General features: G+C 39.6%; 26 protein-coding genes and 1 tRNA gene. 14 read left to right on the plus strand and 13 right to left on the minus strand.

Going from position 1 to position 26,718, the window contains the following annotated elements:
* The first annotated feature begins 15 nt into the window (after positions 1-15).
* The 3 genes from secD (at position 16) to L659_RS0111240 (ending at position 3,956) form a co-directional block, all read left to right on the plus strand.
* Entirely contained in the window at positions 16-1,875 is a 1,860-nt protein-coding gene (secD, locus tag L659_RS0111230; protein ID WP_024590594.1) for a protein translocase subunit SecD, read from the plus strand.
* A gap of 9 nt (positions 1,876-1,884) precedes the next feature.
* Positions 1,885-2,832 (plus strand): protein translocase subunit SecF, encoded by a 948-nt coding sequence (secF, locus tag L659_RS0111235; RefSeq protein ID WP_024590595.1) that lies wholly within the window; start codon positions 1,885-1,887, stop codon positions 2,830-2,832.
* Between the two features lie 314 nt (positions 2,833-3,146).
* Complete coding sequence (locus L659_RS0111240) at positions 3,147-3,956, plus strand: substrate-binding periplasmic protein (RefSeq protein ID WP_024590596.1); 810 nt, start codon at positions 3,147-3,149, stop codon at positions 3,954-3,956.
* 53 nt (positions 3,957-4,009) lie between these two features.
* Here L659_RS0111240 and suhB read toward each other — a convergent pair whose 3' ends face one another.
* Positions 4,010-4,813, minus strand: coding sequence for an inositol-1-monophosphatase (gene suhB, locus L659_RS0111245; protein ID WP_002957826.1), 804 nt, complete (start codon positions 4,811-4,813; stop codon positions 4,010-4,012).
* Between the two features lie 276 nt (positions 4,814-5,089).
* On the opposite strand from suhB, the gene L659_RS0111250 reads away from it, so the two are divergent.
* Complete coding sequence (locus tag L659_RS0111250; RefSeq protein ID WP_024590597.1) at positions 5,090-5,506, plus strand: VOC family protein; 417 nt, start codon at positions 5,090-5,092, stop codon at positions 5,504-5,506.
* A 44-nt stretch (positions 5,507-5,550) separates the two neighbouring features.
* Here L659_RS0111250 and L659_RS0111255 read toward each other — a convergent pair whose 3' ends face one another.
* Complete coding sequence (locus tag L659_RS0111255) at positions 5,551-6,213, minus strand: LiaF domain-containing protein (RefSeq protein WP_029751117.1); 663 nt, start codon at positions 6,211-6,213, stop codon at positions 5,551-5,553.
* A 328-nt stretch (positions 6,214-6,541) separates the two neighbouring features.
* Between L659_RS0111255 and L659_RS0111260 the strand changes: the two genes are divergently transcribed.
* From L659_RS0111260 to L659_RS0111275, 4 genes are all read left to right on the plus strand, one after another.
* Positions 6,542-7,108 (plus strand): BON domain-containing protein, encoded by a 567-nt coding sequence (locus L659_RS0111260; RefSeq protein WP_007586486.1) that lies wholly within the window; start codon positions 6,542-6,544, stop codon positions 7,106-7,108.
* A 72-nt stretch (positions 7,109-7,180) separates the two neighbouring features.
* Entirely contained in the window at positions 7,181-7,339 is a 159-nt protein-coding gene (locus tag L659_RS1000000123420; protein ID WP_002957822.1) for a YqaE/Pmp3 family membrane protein, read from the plus strand.
* Positions 7,340-7,717: 378 nt separating this feature from the next.
* The gene (locus tag L659_RS0111270; protein WP_024590598.1) at positions 7,718-8,215 is read left to right on the plus strand and encodes a hypothetical protein; all 498 of its coding nucleotides are present in this window, start codon (positions 7,718-7,720) and stop codon (positions 8,213-8,215) included.
* A 255-nt stretch (positions 8,216-8,470) separates the two neighbouring features.
* Positions 8,471-8,547 (plus strand) — tRNA-Ile (locus L659_RS0111275).
* Between the two features lie 320 nt (positions 8,548-8,867).
* Here the strand turns inward: L659_RS0111275 and L659_RS0111280 are convergent.
* Complete coding sequence (locus tag L659_RS0111280; RefSeq protein ID WP_024590599.1) at positions 8,868-9,197, minus strand: 5-carboxymethyl-2-hydroxymuconate Delta-isomerase; 330 nt, start codon at positions 9,195-9,197, stop codon at positions 8,868-8,870.
* 207 nt (positions 9,198-9,404) lie between these two features.
* On the opposite strand from L659_RS0111280, the gene L659_RS0111285 reads away from it, so the two are divergent.
* From L659_RS0111285 to L659_RS0111310, 6 genes are all read left to right on the plus strand, one after another.
* Positions 9,405-9,890, plus strand: coding sequence for a CreA family protein (locus L659_RS0111285; protein ID WP_024590600.1), 486 nt, complete (start codon positions 9,405-9,407; stop codon positions 9,888-9,890).
* Positions 9,891-9,919: 29 nt separating this feature from the next.
* Positions 9,920-10,693, plus strand: coding sequence for a hypothetical protein (locus L659_RS0111290; RefSeq protein WP_024590601.1), 774 nt, complete (start codon positions 9,920-9,922; stop codon positions 10,691-10,693).
* 11 nt (positions 10,694-10,704) lie between these two features.
* Complete coding sequence (locus L659_RS0111295; protein ID WP_024590602.1) at positions 10,705-11,343, plus strand: LysE family translocator; 639 nt, start codon at positions 10,705-10,707, stop codon at positions 11,341-11,343.
* Between the two features lie 26 nt (positions 11,344-11,369).
* Positions 11,370-11,864, plus strand: a complete 495-nt coding sequence (locus L659_RS0111300; protein WP_007586500.1) for a gamma-glutamylcyclotransferase family protein — start codon at positions 11,370-11,372, stop codon at positions 11,862-11,864.
* Positions 11,865-11,879: 15 nt separating this feature from the next.
* Positions 11,880-13,421: a serine hydrolase gene (locus L659_RS0111305; protein ID WP_024590603.1), complete on the plus strand. Its 1,542-nt coding sequence runs from the start codon at positions 11,880-11,882 to the stop codon at positions 13,419-13,421.
* Between the two features lie 122 nt (positions 13,422-13,543).
* On the plus strand, positions 13,544-14,461 hold the full coding sequence (locus L659_RS0111310) for a histone deacetylase family protein (protein ID WP_024590604.1): 918 nt from the start codon (positions 13,544-13,546) through the stop codon (positions 14,459-14,461).
* 13 nt (positions 14,462-14,474) lie between these two features.
* Here L659_RS0111310 and L659_RS0111315 read toward each other — a convergent pair whose 3' ends face one another.
* The 10 genes from L659_RS0111315 to rpoD form a co-directional block, all read right to left on the minus strand.
* Entirely contained in the window at positions 14,475-14,768 is a 294-nt protein-coding gene (locus tag L659_RS0111315) for a hypothetical protein (RefSeq protein WP_024590605.1), read from the minus strand.
* 6 nt (positions 14,769-14,774) lie between these two features.
* Complete coding sequence (locus L659_RS0111320) at positions 14,775-15,584, minus strand: DUF2797 domain-containing protein (protein ID WP_010553372.1); 810 nt, start codon at positions 15,582-15,584, stop codon at positions 14,775-14,777.
* A gap of 22 nt (positions 15,585-15,606) precedes the next feature.
* The gene (locus L659_RS0111325) at positions 15,607-18,147 is read right to left on the minus strand and encodes an EAL domain-containing protein (protein ID WP_024590606.1); all 2,541 of its coding nucleotides are present in this window, start codon (positions 18,145-18,147) and stop codon (positions 15,607-15,609) included.
* A 112-nt stretch (positions 18,148-18,259) separates the two neighbouring features.
* A complete protein-coding gene (gene purD / locus L659_RS0111330; RefSeq protein WP_024590607.1) occupies positions 18,260-19,543 on the minus strand; it encodes a phosphoribosylamine--glycine ligase in 1,284 nt (427 codons plus the stop codon).
* A 15-nt stretch (positions 19,544-19,558) separates the two neighbouring features.
* On the minus strand, positions 19,559-20,380 hold the full coding sequence (locus L659_RS0111335; RefSeq protein ID WP_024590608.1) for a class I SAM-dependent methyltransferase: 822 nt from the start codon (positions 20,378-20,380) through the stop codon (positions 19,559-19,561).
* 106 nt (positions 20,381-20,486) lie between these two features.
* Entirely contained in the window at positions 20,487-22,073 is a 1,587-nt protein-coding gene (purH, locus tag L659_RS0111340) for a bifunctional phosphoribosylaminoimidazolecarboxamide formyltransferase/IMP cyclohydrolase (RefSeq protein WP_007586526.1), read from the minus strand.
* A 191-nt stretch (positions 22,074-22,264) separates the two neighbouring features.
* Entirely contained in the window at positions 22,265-22,555 is a 291-nt protein-coding gene (fis, locus tag L659_RS0111345; protein WP_002957804.1) for a DNA-binding transcriptional regulator Fis, read from the minus strand.
* Between the two features lie 19 nt (positions 22,556-22,574).
* Positions 22,575-23,546 (minus strand): tRNA dihydrouridine synthase DusB, encoded by a 972-nt coding sequence (dusB, locus tag L659_RS0111350; protein ID WP_010553368.1) that lies wholly within the window; start codon positions 23,544-23,546, stop codon positions 22,575-22,577.
* A gap of 281 nt (positions 23,547-23,827) precedes the next feature.
* Positions 23,828-24,709, minus strand: a complete 882-nt coding sequence (gene prmA, locus L659_RS0111360; RefSeq protein WP_024590609.1) for a 50S ribosomal protein L11 methyltransferase — start codon at positions 24,707-24,709, stop codon at positions 23,828-23,830.
* 67 nt (positions 24,710-24,776) lie between these two features.
* Positions 24,777-26,624, minus strand: a complete 1,848-nt coding sequence (gene rpoD / locus L659_RS0111365; RefSeq protein WP_007586533.1) for an RNA polymerase sigma factor RpoD — start codon at positions 26,622-26,624, stop codon at positions 24,777-24,779.
* Positions 26,625-26,718: the final 94 nt, after the last annotated feature.

A 26,718-nucleotide genomic window follows, 5' to 3' on the forward strand; every position in this document is an offset into this window, starting at 1 on the left:
AATAAGGACGACCCCGTGTTAAACAAGTTTCCAGTTTGGAAGTATTTACTTGTTTTAGCTGTGGTAGCCATTGGCCTTTTATATGCCTCTCCAAACTTGTATGGTCGTGATCCGGCTATACAAGTTTCAGGTGCTAAAGGCGCTGATGTAGATCTCAGTGTTGTAGACAAAGTAAACGCAATCCTTGAAAAAAATAATGTAACCGCTAAATCGACAATACTTGAAGATGGGCAAATTTTAGTTCGTTTAAAAAATGTTGAAGAACAGCTTAAAGCGCATGACTTACTGCGTGATTCGCTGAGCGACGATTACATTTCTGCTATTAATATGGCACCTGCTCAACCAGCTTGGTTAAAAGCGGTTGGTGGTAACCCTATGAAGCTAGGTCTTGATTTAAGTGGTGGCGTACATTTCACCATGGAAATCGACATGGCAACAGCGGTTGATAACCAGCTTGAGCAAATGGAACAAGATTTTCGTAGCGACCTGCGCGAAGAAAAACTACGTTACCGTAGTGTTCGACGTGTAGCCGGCTCTGAGCGTATGCGTGTAGAAATGCGTACCGAGGAAGATAAAAATGCAGCTGAAAGCGTTTTAGAAACTCGCTACCCACTAAACGTTTACATTGATGACAGCAGTAACGATAAAGCATTTTTTGCGACGATGAGTGAGCAAAAACTCAAAGGAATTCGTGACTACGCTATCAAGCAAAATGAAACGATTATTCGTAACCGTATCAACCAAATTGGTGTTGCAGAACCTAACGTACAACGCCAAGGCGCTGAGCGTATTATTGTTCAACTACCAGGTATTCAAGACACAGCACGCGCTAAAGAAATTTTAGGCGCAACAGCAACACTTGAATTTCGCGAAGTAGACGAAAACGCTGATATCAGCGCTGCTGCTCAAGGTCGTATCCCAGCGGGTACTGAAATGATCATGAGCCGCGACGGTTACCCTGTTGTACTTAAAAAGCGTATTATTCTAGAAGGCAGTCATATTACTGGCGCGCAATCTGGCGCTGATGAATACCAACGCCCGCAAGTGAGTATTACGCTCGATAGCAAAGGTGGGGCAAAAATGAATGCCTTTACCAAACGTGCTATTGGTAAGCGTATGGCAACGGTATTTATTGAATATAAGCCATCAGGTAAAAAAGATGCAGACGGTAAAGCGCTTCCGCCTATTAAGGTTGAAGAAGTTATTAACGTAGCAACAATTCAAGCACGTCTTGATCGCTCGTTCCGTATTACAGGTATCGATAACCCAGCTGAAGCACATAACTTAAGTTTGCTACTTCGTGCAGGTGCGCTTGTAGCACCAATTCAAATTGTTGAAGAGCGCACTGTAGGTCCAAGTTTAGGTCAAGAAAATATTGAAGCGGGTATGACTGCGGTTGCACTTGGTTTTGCGTTTGTACTTGTGTTTATGCTTGTGTACTACAAAGGCTTTGGTATGGTTGCAAACCTTGCTCTTGCGGCTAACTTAGTACTGATTGTTGGTGTTATGTCTTTAATTCCAGGCGCTACACTTACGCTACCTGGTATTGCCGGTATTGTATTAACGGTAGGTATGGCGGTTGATGCTAACGTACTTATTTTTGAACGTATCCGTGAAGAGCTAGCCGATGGCCGAAGCCCTCAACAAGCAATTCATTTTGGCTACGATAGCGCATTTAGCACTATATTCGATGCCAACATCACCACGCTAATTGCTGCCATTATACTGTTTGCAGTAGGTACCGGCCCAATAGCGGGCTTTGCAGTAACACTTGCGATTGGTATTTTAACTTCAATGTTTACAGCCATCGTTGGTACCCGTGCGGTAATCAACTTATTTGTTGGTGGTAAACGTATTGATAAACTTTCGATTTAAGGAGCTGACATGCAAATTTTAAGTTTGGGTAGTAGAACCCTTCGTTTCATGTCTCTTCGAAAAGTGGCTATGGGTTTTTCGACGTTATTAATTTTAGCGTCGTTTGCATCAATTTTTGTTAAGGGCCTAAACTTTGGTTTAGATTTTACCGGCGGTACGGCGGTAGAAGTGGGTTTTTCACAACCGGCTGATCTTAAAAAAGTACGTGATGCACTAGCTGATAATGGTTTTGCAGATGCATCAGTGCAGCTATTTGGTTCAAGCCAAGAGATTTTAGTTCGCTTAGCACCACGCGGTAGCGATGTAAAAGCTGAAGTGATTGGTAACCAAGTAATTGATGCGCTTAAAAAAGCAGACGACAGCGTAGTAATGCGCCGTATTGAGTTTGTGGGCCCAAGTGTAGGTGAAGACTTAAAAGAGCAGGGTGGCCTTGCCATGTTAACTGCACTTATTTGTATCTTAATCTACGTTGCATTTCGTTTTGAATGGCGCTTTGCTGTGGGTGCGGTAGGTGCACTACTACACGATGTTATTATTACTGTGGGTTTATTTTCGATATTAGGTTTAGAGTTTGATTTAACTATATTAGCGGCAATTCTTGCGGTAATAGGTTATTCACTTAACGATACGATTGTTGTATCTGACCGTATACGTGAAAACTTCCGCAAAGTGCGCATTGACGATACTGTAGAAATTATTGATATTTCACTTACGCAAACACTTAATCGTACACTTGTAACATCAATCACGACTATTTTAGTATTGATTGCTTTGTTTGCATGGGGCGGACAAACCATTCATGGCTTTGCAACTGCATTGCTATTTGGTGTGTTTATTGGTACTTATTCTTCGATTTATGTTGCGAGCTCTGTTGCTATAGCAATGGGCGTAAGCAAAGAAGACTTAATACCAGAAGTAATTGAAAAAGAAGGTGCAGACCTAGACGCAATGCCGTAATGGTTTTGTAACTACTTTAAAAAACCGCTCATTGAGCGGTTTTTTATTGCCTGTAATATATTTATGCTCACGATTGTTTTAGCTTTACTGTGCAAGTATGAATAAACAGTGCTAACTTTGTAGAGCACGCCATGAGTGTAACGTCGTACTATGTATTTAAAATAAGTATTAATAGCGCGGTTATTAATAAGTACAGTTACATAATATCGTCATCTTATATTTAGGCGCTGGAAGCTATTTAGCTTAAATAACGCGATAATTTAAACTATCAATAATAACTGTTAAAACTACCGATAATAACTAAGGTGATAATTATGTTGCCATTAAAGTATTTGATTAACGTAGTAAGTTTGTTTGTATGCAGCGCTTTAGCGAGTGAGGTAAATATCGTAAATGTAGCCCAGGAGCAGCGTGTGCAATATGCTCGTGACGACTACCTTAACGAGCTATTAGAAAAAGCATTGGTTAGCGCACAATACCCTGCAGAGATTAACCCCGTTTTAATTCATCCCCATCAACAACGTACTTTAATAGCACTAGATACAAAAAATTTAGATTTATACTGGAGTATGAGCAGTCCCGAAAGAGAGTCTTTAGCTATTGCGATTAAAATCCCATTATTTAAAGGCTACATAGGTAAAAGGGCACTATTAACAAGTAAGAACAGCATTGCTAGATTTAAAGGTATTACTAGCTTAGGGCAGTTAGGTAAGCTTTCTGCGGTGCAAGGTCATGATTGGCCAGATACAAAAATAATGGCATTTAATGGCTTGCATATAAGACCGTTTGCAAATTATCAGGCTATGTTTGCCTTAACAAGTGCAGGGCGTATTGATTACTTTCCACGTTCATTCATCGAGGTTAATTCAGAGCTAGCGGCAAATAAAGAAAGCAACCTAGTGATAGTACCTAACTTATATATAAGTTACCCAACAGGATTTTATTATTTTGTATCAAATAGTAAGCCAGAGCTTGCAGTGGCAATTGAAAAAGGGCTTAAAATAATGCAAAAAAATGGTGAGTTTGATACGTTGTTTGATGAATACTTTGCGAAGGATTTAAATACATTACCTTACGAAAAAGGTAAAACAGTAGAACTCAAGCTAGATAATCCTTATTTTTAGACACAAAAAAAGGAGCCTGAGCTCCTTTTTAGCATGCTATTAATAGCATCAAATTAGCGAAGTAACGACTCAGTTAGTACTGGACGAATTTCACGAATAATTGCTTGAGTCAATTTTGGTGAACCACAGATAATATTGCCGCTGTGGTTATAGTTATTACCACCAGCGAAATCTACAACCATACCGCCCGCTTCTTTAACCATAAGTTCGCCTGCAGCAGAGTTCCAAGGTTTTAAACCAATTTCAAAAAATCCATCAACACGACCAGCTGCAACGTATGCCATATCTAAAGCAGAACAACCTGCACGGCGAATGTCTGCAGTGTGTACAAACAATGCTTTAAACGCTTCAGTGTATGCATCCATGTGGTTTTTGTTTTTGAAAGGGAAACCAGTAGCAAGTACAGTGCCTGCAAGAACCGTAGTTTTGCTAACACGTAGACGTTTACTGTTTAACTGAGTGCCTTGACCGCGAGATGCAGTGAAAAGCTCACCACGAATTGGATCATAAATAACAGCTTGGTCTAAACGACCTTTAACTTTAAGTGCGATAGAAACCGCGTAATGAGGGATACCTTTGATGAAGTTAGTTGTTCCATCGATAGGATCTACAATCCATTGGTAATCATCATCCTTGCCTTTATGCTCACCTAATTCTTCACCAACAATAGAGTGAGTAGGGTAAGACTGTAAAATAGTGTCACGAATTACGGCTTCGGCTTCTTTATCAATGTTAGTTACTAAGTCGTTAGCGCCTTTTTGTTGCACTTCAACTTTTGATAAATCTTCACTTGCGCGAAGTAAAATTTTGCCTGCGTTGCGCGCAGCGCGAACCGCAATGTTTAACATTGGATGCATGGTATTACCTTTGGGTTGTAAAAGAACGTTTATATATTTCAGCCGGCGTATTTTAGCGACTTTTGACATAAAGTAAACAATAAACCCCAAATACTTATGTTTGTTTTTTATACAAGATTGAAAAGTGTCTATATTTTTAAAAAATAATAATGAGCAATTAATAAGTCACTATGTTCCTTTGTGTGTTAATTAAATTGAATTAATTTTAAATAACGCTTTACCTAAAGTTAGCTTGAGGTTTTATCGTGCCCCTAACTTAATTGATAGGACAACATTATGTATTTAGAGCACGTAAACTTAGTCGCGAGTGATATAGATAGTATGCTTAAATTTTATCGCGCTGTATTTCCACATTGGTCGATTAGAAGTGAGGGCAGAGGCGATTGGCATGGAAAACCAAGACGCTGGGTACACTTTGGAGATGACACGCATTACATTGCGATAAGCAGCCATGGTGAGGGTGAAAACAGAAACTTATCGGGCCATCAAATTGGTTTTGCACACTTTGCTTATGTAACTAATAATTTAAGCGCAGTAGTAATGCGCTTAAATAAAGTGGGTTTTACAGTAAGCAAGCAAGGTAGCGAGAATCCTTTCAGAAAGAATGTCTACTTTATTGATCCTGCAGGGTTTGAAGTTGAGTTTGTAGAGTATTTAAGTGATATACCAAGCGAGCGAAATAACGATTTATAATAAAATACTAAGCAGCACGCTAAAGTGCTGCTACTCAATTATAGTTAGCGGCTATTACTACCCGTGCCAAACTGGGTTTTTAGCTCATTTGCAAAGCTCATAAATTTTTCTTTAATTGTGCGCTTTATTTTTACTTCAACCGATCCCATAACTGCCTTTCCTTCAATATGAATAGTAGGACCTTGGCGTTTGTTAAGCGACACAGATTTATTTTCAAGACTACTTAAAATACAAAACATTTTAGACACTACATTTACATGCTCTGGTACGTAAATCTCATCGCTACCAAAAATACAGTTAACGTGAATAGTTACATTTTGATGCGCAAAAATGGCATCAGTAAAATCAAGTACCACCGATCCCATAAAGTTACTTAAATATATATTTTTTGGGACAACCCACTGACCGCTTCGTTCGTTAGAGCCTAAAATACTGCGTAATGTAAAGTCATCATCACTGTTCTGCTGTGCGCTATAATGTGGTTTAAATTGCGATTGTTTTTCTGCTTTATATTGCTGATCGGTATTAAGTGTTAAGTCTTCTACTAAGGCTAGCAGTGCTTCGTTATTAGGTGCATCCATCGCGCTATCGAGTCGTCTCTCAAATGCATCAACAGAAATAACCCCATGACTGTAATTATAAATTAATTGATCAATTACTTGTTCGCGTACTTGCTCTATCGGGCGGTCTTCAACTTTTACAGACATGGGGCATTCCTTATTATATTTACTATTGATATTGCTCTTGATGTTTATATGCAAAGCACGCACCAAATATAATCACCTTAATTATCAGTAGGTTAATTTATAATGATGTTTTTTATTTTGTTATATTAACGATAGATTAACCAAAAATGCAATTATCTAGCTATTTTCACTATTTGAGAAAGTTTTACCGAGTAGCCTGTAAATAGTTACACAACTATAGATAATGACTCACTCAAAAATTAACTCAACCTGTTGAAATTTAAGTATAAATAAAGTTGGCCCAAAGCTCGCATTAGTTAAAGTGTCTTTAATCAAAAGGAGAAAGATTATGAAAACATTTAACAAGTCTATTATCGCAGCTCTAGTTCTTGGTACTACGGCTATGGGTGCCCAAGCAAACAGCTGGGAAAACGAAAGTAAAGATGCTTGGATTGACGGTAAGGCAGAAACAGTTCTACTTATGAACACTAATCTAAACAACTTTGACATTAACACTGATGTAAAAAATGGCAAAGTAGTACTTACAGGTAAAGTTAATAGCGAGCTTGATAAAGAGCTAGCAGAAGAACTTGTACTTAGCTTAGATGGTGTATCTGATGTTGATAACAGCCTTACTGTTGTTAAAAGCATGGATACCAAAGATAAAAGCAATGACATGATGGACGATGATGATAACGACCTAACGGACGCTAAAATCACCACTGTAATCACAACTCGCTTCCTGTTTGACTCAGAAGTTGGTGGTACAGACATTGATGTTGATACCGACAATGGTATTGTAACTCTGAACGGTTCAGTAGAGTCTGAAGCTGAAAAACAACTAGCAGTTAAAATTGCTAAAAATGCTGAAGATGTTCGTGACGTAGTTGATAAACTAGCTATTGTTGCTGAATAATACAGTATGGTTAAGGCCCACTAACACTGGGCTTTACGTCTTTTTAATGCTTAATTTAAATGGAGTTTAGTCATGGATATTATTCGTATAATACTTTCGGTTTTATTACCGCCATTAGGTGTGTTTTTGCAAGTTGGCTTAGGTATGCATTTTTGGTTAAATATTTTATTAACACTGCTAGGTTATTTCCCAGGGTTAATACATGCAATCTACATTATTGCGAAAAAATAATGACAGATTATATATTGTGTAAGCCGACTACTGAGGGCTAATGATACAAGTGCCCCAGTACTGTTCGGCTCACAATATTAGCTTTTAAAGTAAATATTTTTTATCAAAATCTAATTTTTAATTTACTCAAACTAAGTGATTTATTTCTTGTAACTCACTCCCAAAATACCCTCAGCCAAACCATTGTTTACTTCAATTAAACTTTCTAACTAACTGCAGTGTTCTGATTCTGTATTGATGCTAGTTAGGAAATCTTTAACATTAGTTTGTTTATATATCTACAATACGCGATTAATTACTCTATTATTTAGTGACAATATTACCATCACTTCTAGTGTTATCATTAAACCAAGCTTTTACGCATATTGAGGTAGCTAATTGAATATTCGACTTATACTGTCAGGCGTTGTGTCATTCGTTTTCTATTTTAGCTGGGCCTACTGGGCAAACAGTTCGGCAGATATTGCTAAATCGGTCACGCTTCAAGCTGCATTAGTACAAGGTTTGTATAGTGGATTTGTAACGCTGTTTTTTACTTTTATTTTAGAAAAGGTCGTCAACAAGTATAAGTTTAGTTATGTAACGCTTGCGTTTGTAACTCCAATTATTTGTATGTTTCATTCTAAAACACCACAAAACGTAGCAATACGACAAAGCTTCAATAATGCAATTAACTCTAGCGCCTCGTATTTAGGTAACAAAAAAATAGCAGGTGTACTTTTTGCGCCTATTATTCCGATTACTGTTCAATCGAGCTTAGTGATTATGGTGAATGTAATTAATCAGACACCTAATTTGGCACTTACAGTGGCCCCAAGCATATTTTTTACAGCCTTGTATGCCTACACATATATGTTAGCTTTACTTAAAAAGTAGAGCGTTAAATACAAAAGACTACATGTGGGAGGAAGGTTTTTATAATTTAATGCAGAGAATATCATCGGGAATATCTTGTATTTTATGCTTATACCCACCTAAAAGATTACTATTTAAGCAGTTAGCTTACTGATTGTTAAAATAAAGGTGTTTGGTAGTGACAAGCACCTAAAAAGTTTTTATACTGCAACCCGCTTTAGTCGCTCTGTGACTGAACGCTTCAAAAATTAACTGCCTAGCAGTTATATAAAAGTTGGCCCCTTAGCTCAGTTGGTTAGAGCACACGACTCATAATCGTTAGGTCCCCAGTTCGAGTCTGGGAGGGGCCACCACTTTTGCAAACTTTCCAAAAAATACCTACTCAAATTATTTAAAGCTACATGAACTTAATATCGTGTAATTTATTATTCTTTATTTACCTCTAATAATAAATATAATTTAAATAAAGTTAATCCATAGATTAAGCTAAGCTTTCTTAAATTTGAAAGAGTGCGAATGCACTATTAAATTCCAGCGTTAAATCGGACGCTATTCATGCTCTGTTTTGTAAATGACAATGAGCTGCACCTGATTTTAGAATACAAAAAAAGCCCCTATTGGGGCTTTTTACTTACTAGTGTTTACTTTTATTGCTCAAAACTACAAGAGTTAACTAATTTTTACGGTATATCTCATGCTCAATATCGTAAATATTTACGCTTAAACTGTCTGATGCTCTGCAGTATGTTTTTAAGCATGAAAGTAGCAGTTCGCTTAACATTTGTTTTTGCTCAATTGAGCGCCCAGCCAATATATGTACCGCGATATGTATAAACCCTGATTTTCCTGCGCCAAGTTGATATTGCTGATAAGCAATAGCGCGCGTTTTTATGGTTTCTAACTCAAATAAATCGCTTTCAAAGGCGGTATTGTGAATTTTTTCTACGAGAACTTGTGGTAATACAGGGAGGTCTTCTGAGTGTTCAATAATAATGTGCGGCATTTAGGCGTTTCCTATTATGAGTTACTGCATGAGCGAGAGTTAATTGTATCAAATACAACAGGGTTCGCTAAACCCTGAGCTATCTAAAATCTTTACTTTAAACTAATTTAGTCGTATTTATTTTTGATGTTAGTATAAAAACATACAGGTGAACCTTCGCTTAGTAACGTAGGTGCTAAGTTACTTATATATTAATTAAGGATAAGTATGAAATTACCACAAAAATTTAAACGTTTAGTTTTACTTGCAGGTGCTGTTGTTACATTAAGTGCTTGCTCTGATGATGTTGCGTCGGTAAGTCTTGGGTTATTTACAACTAAAGATGTTGTAGTTAATTCGCAGCAAGATCCAATCCTTGAAGGCGTTACTTGTCATATTAGTCATATAGAGGCTAATTTGGATTTTTCTGATCCCTCTGATATGTCTATAGCGTGTCGTCAAACGGGGCCTATTACAGCGCAGCAGCTACAAAAAATAGACCGCAGTAAATCAGGTGAAGTGATATTCAAATCATCTAAAAGTATATTATTTAAATCACTAAAAGTGCGCCGTATTTACGATGCTGAGAATCGTACTTTATTGTACTTATCGTACTCAACTAAAGAATCCAGTGGTAGCCACCACCATGCGCTATCAACAGTGCCGCTATACAATACTCAAGCGTGGGATTGGGCGCTTACACAGAAAGACTAAACTAGCACTAAAACTTATAAGAGCACCTTATGTTAGCTTTATTTAAATCGGCACCTTTATTGGAAGATCAAGAGCAGCAATGGCTTATTGATACATTTATTTGGGCTGTAGAAAATTTTGATGCTGAGTTTTTTACAAAGCAAACACAAATAATACTGCCAACGGCCACTTTTTTCCCTGATTCGGTATCGAGCATTGAGGAAATGGCGAGTAATGTTTTTACCCGCGTTACTAATTACGCGGGTATGGATGCATGGCCTATTCAATTAGTCGCACCTCAGCAGTTACAACCACAAGTTTTTCCGCACTTTGAATTTAGTGATGAAATACGTGGCGAAGGCAGCCACCTAATTGTGCCGCCAAGCCATAAGGTCAGTATCTCTTTTAACCCTAATCAGATTAATCAGCCACAAGATTTAGTGGCAAGTTATGCGGGTACTCTGGCCACCATACTTATCCATCACGTTGGGGTGCTACCGCCAGGCGGTAGGGAGTATTTACCACAAGCTGCCGATGCACTTGCTTGTTTTTTAGGATTTGGTGTGATGATGACCAACACGGTGTATCAGTTTAAAGGCGGTTGTGGCTCTTGTTATAATCCATACGCTAACCGTGAAGCTAAGTTAAGTGAAACACATACGGTATTTATGCATGCCCTGATTAGTTACTTTAAAAACGATAAAGTGTCTAAAAAACATTTAAAGCCGCATTTACGTGGTCAGTTCAAAAAAGCACAAAAAGAAATTAAAGCATTGGTAAATAACTCGGCTAACCCGCTGTTATTAGCTTATTCGCCAAACTAGCAAGGATCTGCGTGGAATACTTAGATGAATTTTTACTGATTGTTATTGCTCATTTTTTTGCAGTAGCAAGCCCAGGGCCTGACTTTGCCGTAGTACTTAAGCAAAGTGTGCAACAAGGAAGGCGCAATGCATTGTGGACAAGCGCCGGTGTTGGCGCTGCTATTTTACTGCACGTTGCCTATTGCGTTTTAGGTGTTGCGCTTATTTTAACGCAATCGCCTAGTTTATTTATGGCGCTTAAGTATCTTGCCGGTGCATATTTAGCTTATTTAGGCGTACAAGCACTCAGAGCTGCAAAACCTACAGCAAGTAATGAAGGCGAGGCTGCAAAAGATGTTGAAAACAAAACCGTTCAAGAGGAACCTGTTTGGCTTGCTTTTAGGCGCGGCTTTTTCACAAATGCATTAAACCCAAAAGCCACGTTATTTTTTATGTCGTTATTTACACTCGTGATTAGCCCAACAACACCGACTAGCGTACAGATCGGTTACGGTGTGTACATGGCACTGGCTACTTGGGCGTGGTTTTCAATGCTTTCAATAATACTTTCTAGAAATAATGTAAGGGGTTTTTTCCAACAACGCGGTTATTGGTTTGACCGTGGAATTGGCGTTATTTTAATTGCCCTTGCAGTACGTGTTGTTATTTAACTTATTTAAAAAGTACAGGAGATAAAATGCCGTTATATAATTTTTCGTTTGGCTCTAATATGTCATCTAATCGTTTGTTAGCGCGCTTACCTAATGTAAAGCGTGTAGGAACAGCGGTACTTAAAGGTTACGAGCTAACTTTTGATATGCTATTTAAAGATGGCTCTGGCAAATGTAGTATTTGCCCAAGCGATAAAGAAGGCGCGCTGGTTTACGGCGTTATTTATGAGCTTAATGAAGATGAAAAAGTTATTTTAGATGGTATTGAGGGCGTAGGTTACGACTGCGTAGATATAGCCCCAACGCTTCTAACGGGTGAGACTGTAACTGCACATTGTTATATAGCTAATACCCATGACAGCGATGTACTCCCATACGATTGGTACATAAAACACGTTCATCGCGGATCACTTGAAGCGGGCGTACCAAAAGAATACAGTGATGCGATATTAAATCGCGCACAAAAAAGCGATACCAATCAAGAGCGCGCAGCAATTGAATTTGCAGTTCATCAAAAATAATAAAATAGGATTGATATGAAATTAACCAAACTTGCCGCAATTGCACTACTAGCAGGCACTACGTTTAGCAGCTGGGCACAAGTTGATACCAACAAAATTGACGACGTTATTAAAGCCTCAATGGCGCGTTTTGACGTACCCGGCATGGCAGTCGCCATTGTTGAAAACGATAAAGTGATATTTGCTAAAGGCTTTGGTGTAACTAATCTCGATACCAGCAAAAAAGTAAACAAAGACACCTTGTTTGGTATTGCTTCAAACACGAAAGCGTTTACAACAGCAGCGCTTGCCAAGTTGGTTGATGAGGGGAAGTTAAGCTGGGATGACCGCGTAATTGATCATTTACCAGAGTTTAGATTATACGACTCATACGTAACACGCGAAATGCGTATTCGTGATTTATTAAGTCACCGCAGTGGGCTAGGGCTTGGGCAAGGCGATTTAATGATTTGGCCAAGTACCGACAAGTCAGTTGATGAAATTTTAGCGGGATTACAGTATTTAAAACCAGCGAGCAGTTTTCGTAGTAAGTACGCTTATAACAACCTGATGTTTGTTACCGCTGGTGAAGTGGTTGCACGTGTGTCGGGGATGAGCTGGAACGATTACATCGAAAAAAATATATTACAACCGCTACACATGGACAACTCACGCGCAGGCTTTTCACGTATTCCAAAAAGTAATAAAAACTGGGCGACAGGTCATATTCCTATGGATGGCACGCTTCATCCATTTTTTGTGAATTACCTAGAAGATTTTAGAGGCGCAGGTGCCATTGCTTCAAGTGTAAACGACATGAGCCAATGGCTTCGTACGCAATTAGCAGGCGGTAAAATGCCAAGTGGCGAGCAGCTGTTTAGCGAAAAGCAACAAGCGCAAATGTGGCACCCACATATTACGTCTATGGCGTCTAAAAGTGCGTTTGAATCGTATCATCAGCAGTTTAGAGGTTATGGATTAGGTTGGAGCATTGAAGACTACCACGGCTTTAAAAAGCTAGGTCATGGCGGTGGTATTTTAGGAATGGTATCGCAAGTTACTTTATTGCCTGAGAAAAAACTTGGTATTGTTATTTTATCTAATCAACAAGCTTTCGGTGCACTTTCGGCAGTAACCCATGAAGTACTTGAAGATGCGCTTGAGCTTGAAGATAAAGACTGGGTAGAGGATTTAGCTAAAAGTCATTTTGAAGGTAAACAACAGGCGTACGCTAATGCAAAACCAGAAGCCCCCGCTGACTACCAACCACAATTACCAAACATTAATTACACCGGTACATTACACGATGATTGGTATGGCGATGTAATTATTGAACAACTTGATAGTAAATTGCATATTGATTTTACGCATACTAAGCGCTTAAAAGGCACACTTGAGCATTACACTGGTAATACATTTATAGTTAAGTGGGATGAAAAGCTGCTTGAAGCGGATGCGTTTATTCGTTTTGAAATGAGCTCACAAAATCGTGTAAACAGCGCTAAAATGCGTGCAGTATCAACACAAGTTACCGACTTTAGCTTTGATTTTAGAAACCTGCATTTAAAAGCAAAATAGCTAATAATATTGATATTCAAGGTATCGATATTTAAAGTATCAATATAAACCAAAGTCGCAAAGCCACCCGTCGGTGGCTTTGTTATATTAAGCATTCAATTTACTTTGGCTAGGAGCATTTTATGCGTACTGCAGTTATTTCACACCCTCATTGCCGTAAACATAAAATGATAGACGACCATCCTGAGTGCCCAGAGCGCTTAGATGCAATTACCGACAGATTATTAGCCAGCGGTGTAGATGTTGGCTTAACACACCTGCAAGCACCTAAGGCCGAGCGTGAGCATTATTTACTTGCTCACGATGAAGCTTTAGTTAAGCACGTAGAAACTACACTACCAACAGAAGGGCTCGCTAATTTAGATGGCGATACGTGGCTGTGCCCCGATTCGTTTAAAGCGATTGAGCGGGCAGTAGGTGCCGGATTGTTAGCTGTTGACGAAATACTTGCTGATAAACTCGATGCTGCTTTTTGTTCTGTGCGCCCGCCAGGGCATCATGCTAATAAAGATTCATCATCTGGGTTTTGTGTGTTTAATAACTTAGCTATTGCCGTTAAGTACGCACAAAGCAAAGGGATTAAGCGGATTGCGATTGCTGACTTTGATGTACACCATGGGAATGGCACACAAGACATTTTTATTGATGACGAAAACGTACTGCTTTGTTCGTTATTTCAGTATCCGTTTTATCCTAATACAGCGGTTAAAAATAATAGTCATATAGTTAATTCACCTCTGCCAATTGCTAGTAATGGCGACGACCTAAAAGAGGTGTTTACTGGGCAATGGTTACCAAAATTAAAAGCGTTTAAGCCTGAATTACTTTTTATAAGCGCAGGGTTTGATGCACACCTAGAAGATGATATGGCGAGCTTAAAGTTTGTAGAGGATGACTACATTTGGCTTACCGAGCAACTATGTGGTGTTGCTAAAGAGGGCGGCTGCAAAGGTGTTATTTCGTATTTAGAAGGTGGCTATGCGCTATCAGCTTTAGGTCGCAGTGCTGTAGCGCATATAAAAGTGCTTACTGAGGTTTAAATAAAGAGAGTGTTTATAGCCCTAATAAATTAAACGCCTGCGCTGTGCTTAGGGTTTTGATTTTACCAAGGCAGCATTGTCCTTCATTTAATAAGTAAGCTGTAACAAGCTGTGCTAGTTGCTCGCCATTCAATTCAGGGCAAGCAGTGCCTTGTAAATTAAGGTAGTCACCTTGCTTATTAAGTACTCGCACATCGCTTAGTTCACTTTGCATAACGCTGTGTAAGCACTCTTGTTGCTCTTGTTGGTTATGGGCTATCTCAAGCTCATTATAAATAACCAATAACTGTGGGTAGCTGTTTAACATAGCCCGTTAGCCTACGGTTACTTCATAAGACGTAAATTTACGAATATTAATAACGCCTTTTTCAAAAATTAAGTACTGGCCTTTAATACCTTGTAAAACACCACTTACAACAGGGTCTTTATCAAAGTTAAATGAGCTGATTTTTGTTGGGTATTCGGTTACTGGAAAGTTTAAATCAACCACATCTTCATCAAGTTGTTCTATTGCTGTTGCGCCAAATAATTCACTGAGCTCGTTTAGCTTTTCACTAATTTGTGGGATCAGCTCGGCTGCAGCTGCTTTTAAGTCAATTGCTTCGTTTTGACCTTTTAGCATATTGCGCCAATTCGTTTTATCGGCAATAAATTCAGCCAATGCAACTTCCACTAAACCTGATTGCAGGCGGGTTTGCACTTTAAAAATAGGTAATGCCTGAGTAGCGCCTTGATCAACCCAACGAGTCGGTATTTGTGTGTGGCGGGTAATACCTACTTTTAAGCCAGAGGTGTTAGCGAGATATACATAGTGCGGAATCATGCAGTTTTCTTCGCCCCACTGTGGCTCTCGGCAAGTACCTTGATCGTAGTGGCAGGTTTCTGGTTTCATAATACACATATCGCAACTAGCGAGCTTGCGCATGCATACAAAACAGTGACCTTGAGAATAGCTTTTTTTGGTTTTTTTACCGCAGTTAGAACATAAAATAGTGCCACTAAAGGTAAGCGTAAGCTCCTTACCTATAAATGCATTTAAGTCTACTAGGTGTTCACCTACAGGTAAGTGATATTGTACTGGTTCGGTTAAGCTCGATTTTAATTTACGCAGTGTGCCTTGCATCTTTACTTGGCCCCTAAAGATGTTAAAAAGAGGAGTCTAACATTTTTAAGCTATATTGGCTTTTTAAGAAGTGTAAATAGTCGGTGTAAGGCAGTGCTTTTGCGTATAAATAACCTTGGGCGCAATCAGCATTCATATCTTTGAGCAAGTGATGGATTTCTTGGGTTTCTACCCCCTCAATTGTTATTGATAAATTGAGGTTATGCGCCATATCAATGGCTGTTTGTACAATAACCTGGTGAGTAGGGTTATTAGGTAAATCAAAAACAAATGACTTATCTATTTTAAGTTCACTAAAGTGATAATTGACTAAGTAGCTAAGTGACGCATAGCCTGTCCCAAAGTCATCCAGTACTACTTTAATACCTAATGCGGTTAGCTCATCAACTAACTTTATAAGTGCATCCTGGCTATCTACGAAGGCCGATTCGGTTAGTTCAAATTTAAGTAACTGTGCCGGCACTTGGTATTTAATTAAAATATTTTCTACTTTTTCGGCTAAGTTATTTATAGTTAAGTTTTTAGCGCTTAAATTTACGCTAATTGTGTGCTCGTTATAGCCATTTTTTGTAAGCTTGACTATGTCTTTACAGGCTTGCTCTATTACCCACAGTGTTAGCTCGTTAATAATGCCTGTGTGCTCAGCAAGTATTATTAGTTCTTCAATTGATAAGTTGCTGTAAGCTGGGTCGGGCCAACGTAATAAAGCTTCAGCACCACTTACGTGGTTACTTAATAAGTTTATTTGAGGTTGGTAATAAAGTGCCAGTTGATTTGTTTTGATGGCTTGTTGCAGCTTAGCGGCTAGAGCAACGTCCATCATTAGATTATTACCGTTTGACGATGACCCAACTTGATTAACGCTACCTTTTGCTTTTTTAAGCGCTAAATAACCACGCTTTAACCAATATTCAAAGTCGTTACTCTTACCTGCACTACTAATACCTATACTGTAACTAAGCTGCAGGTTTAGCCCTTTAATTTCATATTGTTTTGGTAGGCTGCTAATTATTTTAGTCAGTAGTGCTTCTAGCATTTCTTGGTTTTGTGTTTTAGTAGAAATACAGGCAAATACGCCACTGCTTAAATCGGCTAAGCGTGGGCTGGTGTTTAAATCTGTTTCGAGGTTTGTAAATTCGCGTTCATGGCTGAGTTCTAATTCAAGCTCTTTGGCTACATGCTTTATAAGTGTGTAGCCCTGAGAAGAGGTAATAATAGTATTGAGCGAATTAAAGTGACGTATTTTTATTAAACATAAAGTTGTTGAGCGGTTTTGGCTTTGTAGCGCCATAAATGCTTGTTTTAGCTTGGAGCTATTAAGTAACTTTGTTTGTTGTGTGTGCGTGGCATGGTAAAGCGCACGTTCGCGCTGATACCTTACTCGGTCAGCTAACGCCATTGCCATTAAAATAACTTCGCACAAAATAGCCATTAAAAAGGCATGGCGGGAGGTAAAGCTATAAGCCAAAAAGCCAGTGAGCTCCATAGGCTGTATTACCGCACCAAATATCAGCGGTATCCACGAAAGTACATAAAACTTAGCCCACCTAAAGCCGCTACGTAGCTTGTTATAAATTAAAATAATACAAACAACGTATAAAAGTGCCATTACACAAAAAAACAACGGGGCTGCAATGTACTCAGGAATAAATAGACTAGCTATAGCCATTACTGACATAAACAAAAGCAGTTTTACGCTCATTTTGTATCGCCAGCAATTGTCCTTGTGATAGCGTAAAAACATAGTACAAAAGGCGAGAGTGAAAAATGATATTGCGTAGTTAAAAAATATGACTTTTTCGTGAATATATAACTGCCATTGCACTGGCCATAAATAAAATCCAAAACCAAGCACTGCACCCAATAAGGTTAACGCACTAATGATATAGCCAATATAAATTAAATAAACACGGTCTTTTATGCCAAAATAAAGCACCAAGTTATAAAGCGCAGCCATCAATAGCACGCCTACAAAAATACCCCAGATCCCAGTTTGAGAGCGCACTAAGTCAATAAACTCTTTATCACGATATAAGTTTACAGGTGTTTTACTTATGCCGACTGTGTCTATTTTCATTACTAGGCGTTGTGATGATTTTCTTTCTACTAAAAAACGAATATGCGGTACGCTGTATTCAAACAAAGAGAGGGCTTCTTCTTTATCGCCGAGTTTGTATGTTTCAATTAGTTTGTTGTTTTTATCGAGGCGATAAATCGTAAGGTGATCGACCATAGGGTTGTCAAAATGTGCCACAACATTTTGCTTGTTAAGGCTTTTATTTTCTAAATCAAGAAACAACCAATAGTTTTGCTGGCTAAAACTCCATGGAACATCTGAAAATGGTTGATGAGTAAGTAACTCAGGTTGGTTAATAATGGTATCGAATGTTTTAGTTTTGGTTTCGTCAATATAGTAGGCGTAATCGAGGTACATTGGAGCCGTTTTATCAATTGTATATCGTGTAGGCACGACAAGGTTTGATGCCAATGTACTGATTATAAAAAATATAAATATCAGTATGGCAACAGCAATTGCATGGTAACGTAAAGTTCTTAGTTCCAACGTTAATTTACTTTTAAAAAACCTTTTAATTAGTGTAGCACTAAAAAAGCGCAGATAAACTGCGCTTTTGTAGTTAAATTAACTGGTTATACCAATGAATAGGTATTACAGGCTATTGCTCGCGTGCAATAGCACGGTAAGCTATATCAGTACGATATTCCATACCATCCCAGCTAATTTGTTTAACAAGCTCATAGGCGCGCTGCTGCGCTTGCGTAACGGTGTTACCAAGTGCTGTTGCGCATAATACGCGACCGCCTGCGGTTACAACGTCATTGCCACTTTGTTTAGTGCCTGCATGAAACACTTTTTCACCCGCAGGGTAATCAACTTTTAGCCCCGAAATTGCATCACCTTTAGGGTAATCACCAGGGTAACCTTTAGCTGCAAGTACAACACCAACGGCTGCGCGTGGGTCAAACTTAATCGTTGTTTTATCAAGTTCTACACGGTTAGCAGCTTCAATCAATTCAACTAGGTCTGATTGTAGACGTAGCATCATTGGTTGAGTTTCAGGGTCGCCAAAGCGACAGTTGTACTCAATTACTTTAGGGGTACCTGTTTCGTCAATCATCAAACCTGCGTATAAAAAACCGGTGTACGGATGGCCTTCGCTTGCCATCCCTTCTACCGTAGGGTAGATCACTTCGTTCATAATACGCTGGTGGATTTCATCCGTAACAACTGGCGCTGGTGAATATGCACCCATGCCACCCGTATTAGGACCTGCATCACCATTATATGCACGTTTATGATCTTGGCTTGTTGCAAAAGGTAATACGTTTTTGCCATCAACCATTACAATGAAAGACGCTTCTTCACCGTCTAAAAATTCTTCAATAACAACACGGCTTCCCGCATCGCCAAAAGCATTACCTGCAAGCATATCGCGAATAGCATCTTCGGCATCGGCTTCCGTCATTGCTACAATTACGCCTTTACCCGCAGCTAAACCATCAGCTTTTACAACAATTGGGGCGCCTTTTTCTTTTAAATAAGCAAGGGCTGGGTCAATTTGTTCAAACGTTTGATAATCGCCTGATGGAATATTGTGGCGTGCTAAAAAATCTTTAGTAAACGATTTAGAGCCTTCAAGCTGGGCTGCGCCTGCCGTTGGGCCAAAAATAGCCATGTTATGTTCACGAAACTTATCAACAACACCCAGTACTAACGGTATTTCTGGACCTACAATAGTAAGCTCTACATTGTTTTGCTGTGCAAAACTAAGTAAACCCTCTAAGTCGTCAACGTTTATTGCTACGTTTTCAAGTTTTGGTTCAAGTGCAGTACCTGCATTACCAGGGGCTACAAATACAGTATTTACTTTGGTGTTTTGAGCGGCTTTAAACGCAAGTGCGTGTTCGCGGCCGCCGCTGCCAATGACTAAAACATTCATGGCGAAAATTCCTATTTAAAGCGGTTTCTTAAATTTCAGCGTCATGCGGTCGCTTTCACCAATGGCTTTATATTTGTCAGCATCTTGTTCGCCGAGTCTTAAGCTTGGTGGTAGCGTCCATACACCTTTAGGGTGATCGGCTGTATCTTTTGGATTTGTATTTATTTCACTGCTTGCTACTAATTCAAACCCAGCTTGTTTAGCAAGGTCTACTACGTAGCTCTGCTTCATATAACCTGATGTTTTTTGATCTTCGTCAGCACGCTCTTCAGCTAAACGGTGTTCAACTAAACCTAATGTACCACCTGGTTTAAGGGCTTTATAAAAAGCTTGGAATGCACTTAATGCACCGCTTTTATCTTTGCCCATATACCAGTTATGTACATTACGGAAAGTTAAAACCATATCGGCACTGCCAGCTGGCGCAATATCTAAATGTGTTACAGGTGCAAACTCAGTAATTTTAACGCTACTAAAGCGCTCATCTTCAGCTACTTTTTGTTTAAAGCCCGCAAGAGAGCGTTGGTAGTAGCCAACTGATGAATCAGCAGGAAAGTGCGCGGCATAATAAGTGCCTTGCTCTTTTAGTGCTGGCGCTAAAATTTCACTATACCAACCACCGCCTGGCGCAATTTCAACAACTGTCATAGTTGGTTTAAAGCCAAAAAATGCTAGTGTTTGAGCCGGGTGACGATATTCGTCACGAACGCTGTTTTTAGCGCTACGTTCGCTTGATTGAAGTGCATGCTCGAGGCTCGATTCGTGGTTATGGCTAAGCGCCATAGTCGATGTCATCGTTAGTGTGGCTACAAGTAGCGATTTTAGCGCAAATTTCATTGTTTGTTCCTTCACATTATAATTTTAAATAGGTTATTGAATAATCAGAATACGTGAATTTATAGCAAACAAAAAGGGTTAAACCAACGTTTAACCCTTCGTGTGATTAGTGGCGGAAATGGCGCATACCAGTAAGTACCATTGCCATGCCAGCTTCATCAGCAGCTGCAATCACTTCTTCATCACGCATTGAGCCACCTGGCTGAATTACCGCAGTAATACCAGCGGCTGCTGCTGCGTCAATTCCATCACGGAATGGGAAGAATGCATCAGACGCCATAACTGAACCTTTAACTTCAAGGTTTTCGTCTGCAGCTTTTATGCCTGCAATTTTAGCTGAGTATACGCGGCTCATTTGGCCTGCGCCTACACCAATGGTCATACCGTCACGGGCATAAACAATTGCGTTTGATTTAACAAACTTAGCTACTTTCCAGCAAAATAGTAAATCTTTAAGCTCTTGCTCTGTAGGTTGACGTTTAGAAACAACTTTTAAATCGCCTTGCGTTACCATGCCTAAATCGCGGTCTTGAACTAAAATACCGCCGTTAACGCGTTTAATATCTTGGCCAGCGGCTTTACCTGTCCACTGTCCACATTCTAATAAACGAACGTTCTTTTTAGCTTCAACAATTTTTGCAGCGTCGCTCGAAATACTAGGTGCGATAATTACTTCAACAAACTGACGGTCAACAATTGCTTGTGCCGTTGCTGCATCTAGCTCTCGGTTAAAGGCAATAATGCCACCAAATGCTGATGTAGGGTCTGTTTTAAAAGCGCGCTCGTATGCTTGTAGAATATTGTCCCCAATTGAAACACCACACGGGTTAGCATGTTTTACAATTACGCACGCAGGTACGTCAAATTCTTTAACACATTCAAGTGCTGCATCGGTATCTGCAATGTTGTTAAACGAAAGGGCCTTACCTTGCAATTGAGTTGCTGTTGCAACTGATGCTTCAGCAATGTCACTTTCAACATAAAAAGCAGCATCTTGATGTGAGTTTTCACCGTAACGCATATCTTGCTTTTTAGTGAACTGCATATTGATAGTACGTGGGAATTTAGTCTCTACAGCAGCTTCCTCGGTGTAATCAGGAACCATTTTACCGAAGTAGTTAGCAATCATGCCATCGTATGCGGCAGTGTGCTCGTAAGCTGCAATCGCTAAGTCAAAACGTGTTTTATATGTAGTAGAGCCATTATTGTTTTGCATTTCACTAATAACACGGTCGTAGTCACTCGCGTTTACCACGATTGTTACGTCTTTGTGGTTTTTAGCGGCTGCACGAACCATTGTAGGGCCGCCAATATCAATATTTTCAATAGCATCTTCAAGGCTGCAGTTTTCTTGAGCGACTGTATTCGCAAAGGGGTATAAGTTAACTACAACTATGTCGATAGCAGAAATGTTGTTATCTGCCATTACGCTTTCATCTTGTCCGCGACGGGCTAATATGCCGCCGTGAATTTTTGGGTGAAGAGTTTTTACGCGACCATCCATGATTTCAGGGTGGCCTGTGTGATCTGATACTTCAGTCACTTTTATGCCGTTATCAGCAAGTAGTTTACATGTGCCGCCAGTTGATAATATATCAACGCCTTGCGCTTCTAGTGCGCGGGCAAATTCAACAATACCGGTTTTATCAGACACACTTAATAGTGCGCGACGAATGGGACGATGAGTATCCATTGTAGTTTGATTTCCTCAGTTAATGAGCTAGCTTAGAAGCGGGCATTTTAACTGATTACAACTCAAAAAACGACTTATAAAGCGCCGATGAGGGTGAGCATTTTGCAACTCGGCTATTAAACTACGGGCATAAAAAAAGCACCCTAGGGTGCTTTTTTAATAATTAGCTGTGATAAATCACAGCCAGCATATTAGTTCATGCCGTATTTTTTAAGCTTTTTACGTAAAGTACCACGGTTGATACCTAGTAAAATTGCTGCACGAGTTTGGTTACCACGTGTATATGTCATCACTTCTTCAAGTAATGGCGCTTCTAGCTCTGAAAGAACAAGGTCGTAAACGTCTTGCACATCTTGACCGTTAAGCTGCTTTAAATAGTGGTGAACAGCTTTTTTTACTGCATCACGCAATGGCTGCGGTTTCTCGTGTGACTGAACATGAGGGTTAGTGATAAATGGAGAAGTCACGTTTTGTTCGAACATTATTAAGTCTCTTTCTTTCTTAGTTAGCTGCTAGTGTTTTAAAGTATTGCTCTAATGCGACGACCTGTGCTTGTGGGTTGTCGAGCGCATTAAATACTCGCCTAAACTGACCATCACTGTCATGGGTTTGCAAATACCAAGATACATGTTTGCGAGCAATTCGCGCTCCCATTGGCTCACCGTAAAACAGATGGAGGTTTGTTAAATGCTCCATTAAAATACTGCGCACCTCTGCAATAGCAGGCGGCTGTAAGTGTTCCCCAGTTCGCAAATAGTGGTCTATCTCCCTAAATATCCAAGGGCGACCTTGGGCGGCTCGGCCAATCATAATGGCATCTGCACCCGTATAGTCTAAAACCTGTTTTGCTTTTTCTGGTGATGTAATATCACCATTGGCAACAACAGGAATCGACACTGAACGTTTTATATCCCTAATCGTGGCGTACTCAGCATCACCTTTGTACATACATGCGCGCGTACGCCCATGTACAGCAAGTGATGCAATGCCATAACGTTCAGCTATTCTCGCAATCTCTACACCATTACGGTTATCCGGATCCCATCCTGTACGGATTTTAAGTGTCACAGGTATATCAACAGCATTAACGACTGCATCAATAATCTCTTCCACAAGTTCAGGAAACTGTAATAAGGCAGAGCCTGCGAGTTTCTTGTTCACTTTTTTTGCTGGGCACCCCATATTGATATCTATGATCTGTGCACCGTTAGCAACATTGAATTGTGCGGCCTGCGCCATAAGCTCAGGATCTGCTCCTGCAATTTGCACAGCGCGTATACCCGACTCACCGCTGTGATCCATACGGTTCATCGACTTTTCCGTTTTCCAAACCTTAGGATTAGACGATAGCATTTCAGACACAGCAAGCCCCGCGCCTAAACGACGGCAAAGTTGTCTAAATGGTCTGTCTGTAATGCCAGCCATTGGCGCGACAATTACATTATTCTCAAGTTGGTATTTACCGATACGCACTATATTCAATAGGCCTCTTTTCAAGGGGCGCTAAGTTTACGGTTTTTTTCACAAAAATCAAAGGCTATAAATTGAACAAAAGTAACTTTTTTTTGCCCTTTTCGTATTGACATTTGATAACCACATGACAAGTAGGTTGATTTGTTTGAAATTTATACAAGTTTTATTTTTTACACAATAATCAGAAAACTTTTAATATGTAAAAAAATAGTAAAGCCTGTTAAATACAGGCTTTACATGCAGGTTTTGAGTTAATGCTCTAAATTTGGTTATGCAGTTTATTACGCTTTTTTAGTGCCACTTACTCGAGTCCAATCACCTTCAACGGCAATATCATCTAGTTCAATAAACGGTGCATAAATATCAGCAACTGATTGTGCTTGTTCTTCTAAAATACCCGACATGGCAATTTTGCCGCCAGGCTTTAATAAACCTAAAATTACACTGTGCAATTCACGAAGTGGCTGGGCTAATATATTTGCCACTACTATGTCGGCGGTAAACTCAGGTTGGTTTTCTGGAAGGTATACTTCAAGTTTGTCTGCAACGCCATTGCGGTTAGCATTATCGAGGCTTGCCTCAAGCGCTTGAGGATCAATATCAATCCCAATCATGCGCTCTGCGCCTAGTTTTATAGCTGCAATACCTAAAATGCCTGAGCCACAACCAAAATCAACAACCGTTTTACCTGTTAGATCTTGGCTTTCTAACCACTTAAGACACAAGGCCGTTGTTGCATGTGTGCCCGTACCAAAAGCAAGGCCAGGGTCAAGCAGTACATTTACTGCATCAGGATCTGGAATGTCGCGCCAGCTTGGACAAATCCATAGTCTTTCACCAAATTGAATAGGGTGGAAGTTATCCATCCATTCACGTTCCCAGTCTTTATCCTCAAGCTGCTCTATTTTGTATACTAAATTGTCTTTTAGTTCATCATGGCGTTTCAATAACGCAACGACTGCATTCATATCGTGATTAGCTTCAAACAAGCCAATTACTGTTGTATCAGCCCAAAATACAACGGTGCCAATTTTGGGTTCGTAAATAGGGGTGTCTTTTGCGTCAATAAAGGTTACTGAAGCACTACCCGCTTCCATTAATAGGTCACTTACTGCATCTGCTGTTGCAGCATTGGCGTTAATACGAATTTGGATCCAAGCCATGATTATTTCCTTCAAATAGAAAAAAGGCCGCTATAGCGGCCTTTTTAGTTTATATAGTAGCGCTAAATTATTTAGCGTCTAAAAAGCTTTTCAGTAAATCTGAGCGAGAAGGGTGGCGTAATTTACGCAGCGCTTTCGCTTCTATTTGACGAATACGTTCACGTGTTACGTCAAACTGTTTACCTACTTCTTCTAAGGTGTGGTCGGTATTCATATCAATACCAAAACGCATACGTAGTACTTTAGCTTCACGGGCTGTTAGGCCTGCAAGTACATCGTTAGTTGCGCCACGAAGAGACTCCATTGTTGCCGAATCAATTGGCGAATCAATAGTTGTATCTTCGATAAAGTCACCTAAGTGAGAATCTTCATCATCACCGATTGGTGTTTCCATTGAAATTGGCTCTTTAGCAATCTTAAGTACCTTACGGATTTTATCCTCAGGCATCATCATGCGTTCTGCTAATTCTTCTGGATTTGGCTCACGACCCATTTCTTGTAACATTTGACGAGAAATACGGTTAAGTTTATTAATCGTTTCAATCATATGTACTGGAATACGGATTGTTCTTGCTTGGTCAGCAATAGAGCGAGTGATTGCTTGACGTATCCACCACGTAGCATAAGTAGAGAACTTATAACCACGGCGATATTCAAACTTATCAACTGCTTTCATCAGACCAATGTTACCTTCTTGAATTAAATCCAAGAATTGTAAGCCACGGTTTGTATATTTTTTAGCAATTGAGATTACAAGACGTAAGTTAGCTTCAACCATTTCTTTTTTCGCACGGCGTGCTTTCGCTTCACCAATGCTCATTCGACGGTTAATGTCTTTAATACGCTCAATGCTTAAACCTGTTGTTTGTTCAATAACAGATAGTTTATTAATGCTACGAATGATTTCTGGCTTAACTTCTTCAAGTTTAGCTGAGTATTTTTCGTTACCTGAAATTTCTAAATCAACCCACGAAGCGTCAGTTTCGTTATTAGCAAAATGCTTAACGAATGTTTTCTTCGGTAATTTAGCAATTTGTACAGCTTGTTTCATGATTAGACGTTCTTGAACGCGAACACGATCCATCATTTCACGCATGTTATTTACCATGCGGTCAAACTGTTTAGGTATTAATTTAAAGGTTCTGAAAAGCTCACCAATTTCAAAAATGGCGGCTTGTGATTCAGGATGCGAACGACCTTTAGCTTCAAACGTATCACGTGCTTTATTGTATAAATCACGTAAATTTTCAAAATGAATGCGCGCTTCTTCAGGATCTGGCCCTGTGTCTACTTCTTCTTCATCTTCGTCATCGCTATCAGCATCATCTTTGTCATCTTTATCGTCATCAAGTTGCTTAGCACTTAATTCTGAACCGATATTAGTTGCTGAAATTGGCGCTGTATCTTCATTAGGATCGATAAATCCAACGATGATATCGCTTAAACGCATTTCTTCAGCTTCAAACTTATCCCACTGCTCTAGCAGGTAAGTGATTGCTTCAGGGTACTCTGCAACAGAAATCTGTACTTGGTTAATGCCTTCTTCGATACGTTTAGCGATTACAATTTCGCCTTCACGTGTAAGAAGTTCAACAGTACCCATTTCACGCATGTACATGCGAACCGGATCCGTTGTACGGCCGATTTCTTTTTCTACAGTCGCAAGGGCTGCAGCGGCAGCTTCAGCTGCGTCTTCGTCTGTCGTTGTTTCTTGCATCATTAATTCATCAGCATCAGGCGCGTTTTCGCTAACCTTGATACCCATATCATTAATCATGCTTATGATATCTTCTACTTGATCTGAGTCTATAATGTCTTGTGGAAGGTGATCATTTACTTCTGCAAAAGTTAAGTAGCCTTGCTCTTTACCTTTTTGAATCAGAAGTTTTAATTGTGACTGAGGAGTTGGATCCATAGAGATTGTTTCTTCCACTCTGATAAGTTGATACAACAGGCGCCATCATGTAGTTTGCATTAAAGCCAACTAGAATAATGTGACGCAGTGAATA

It is taken from the genome of Pseudoalteromonas sp. S8-8 (genome assembly GCF_000497875.1).
In the GTDB taxonomy this organism is placed as follows: Bacteria; Pseudomonadota; Gammaproteobacteria; order Enterobacterales; family Alteromonadaceae; genus Pseudoalteromonas; species Pseudoalteromonas arctica.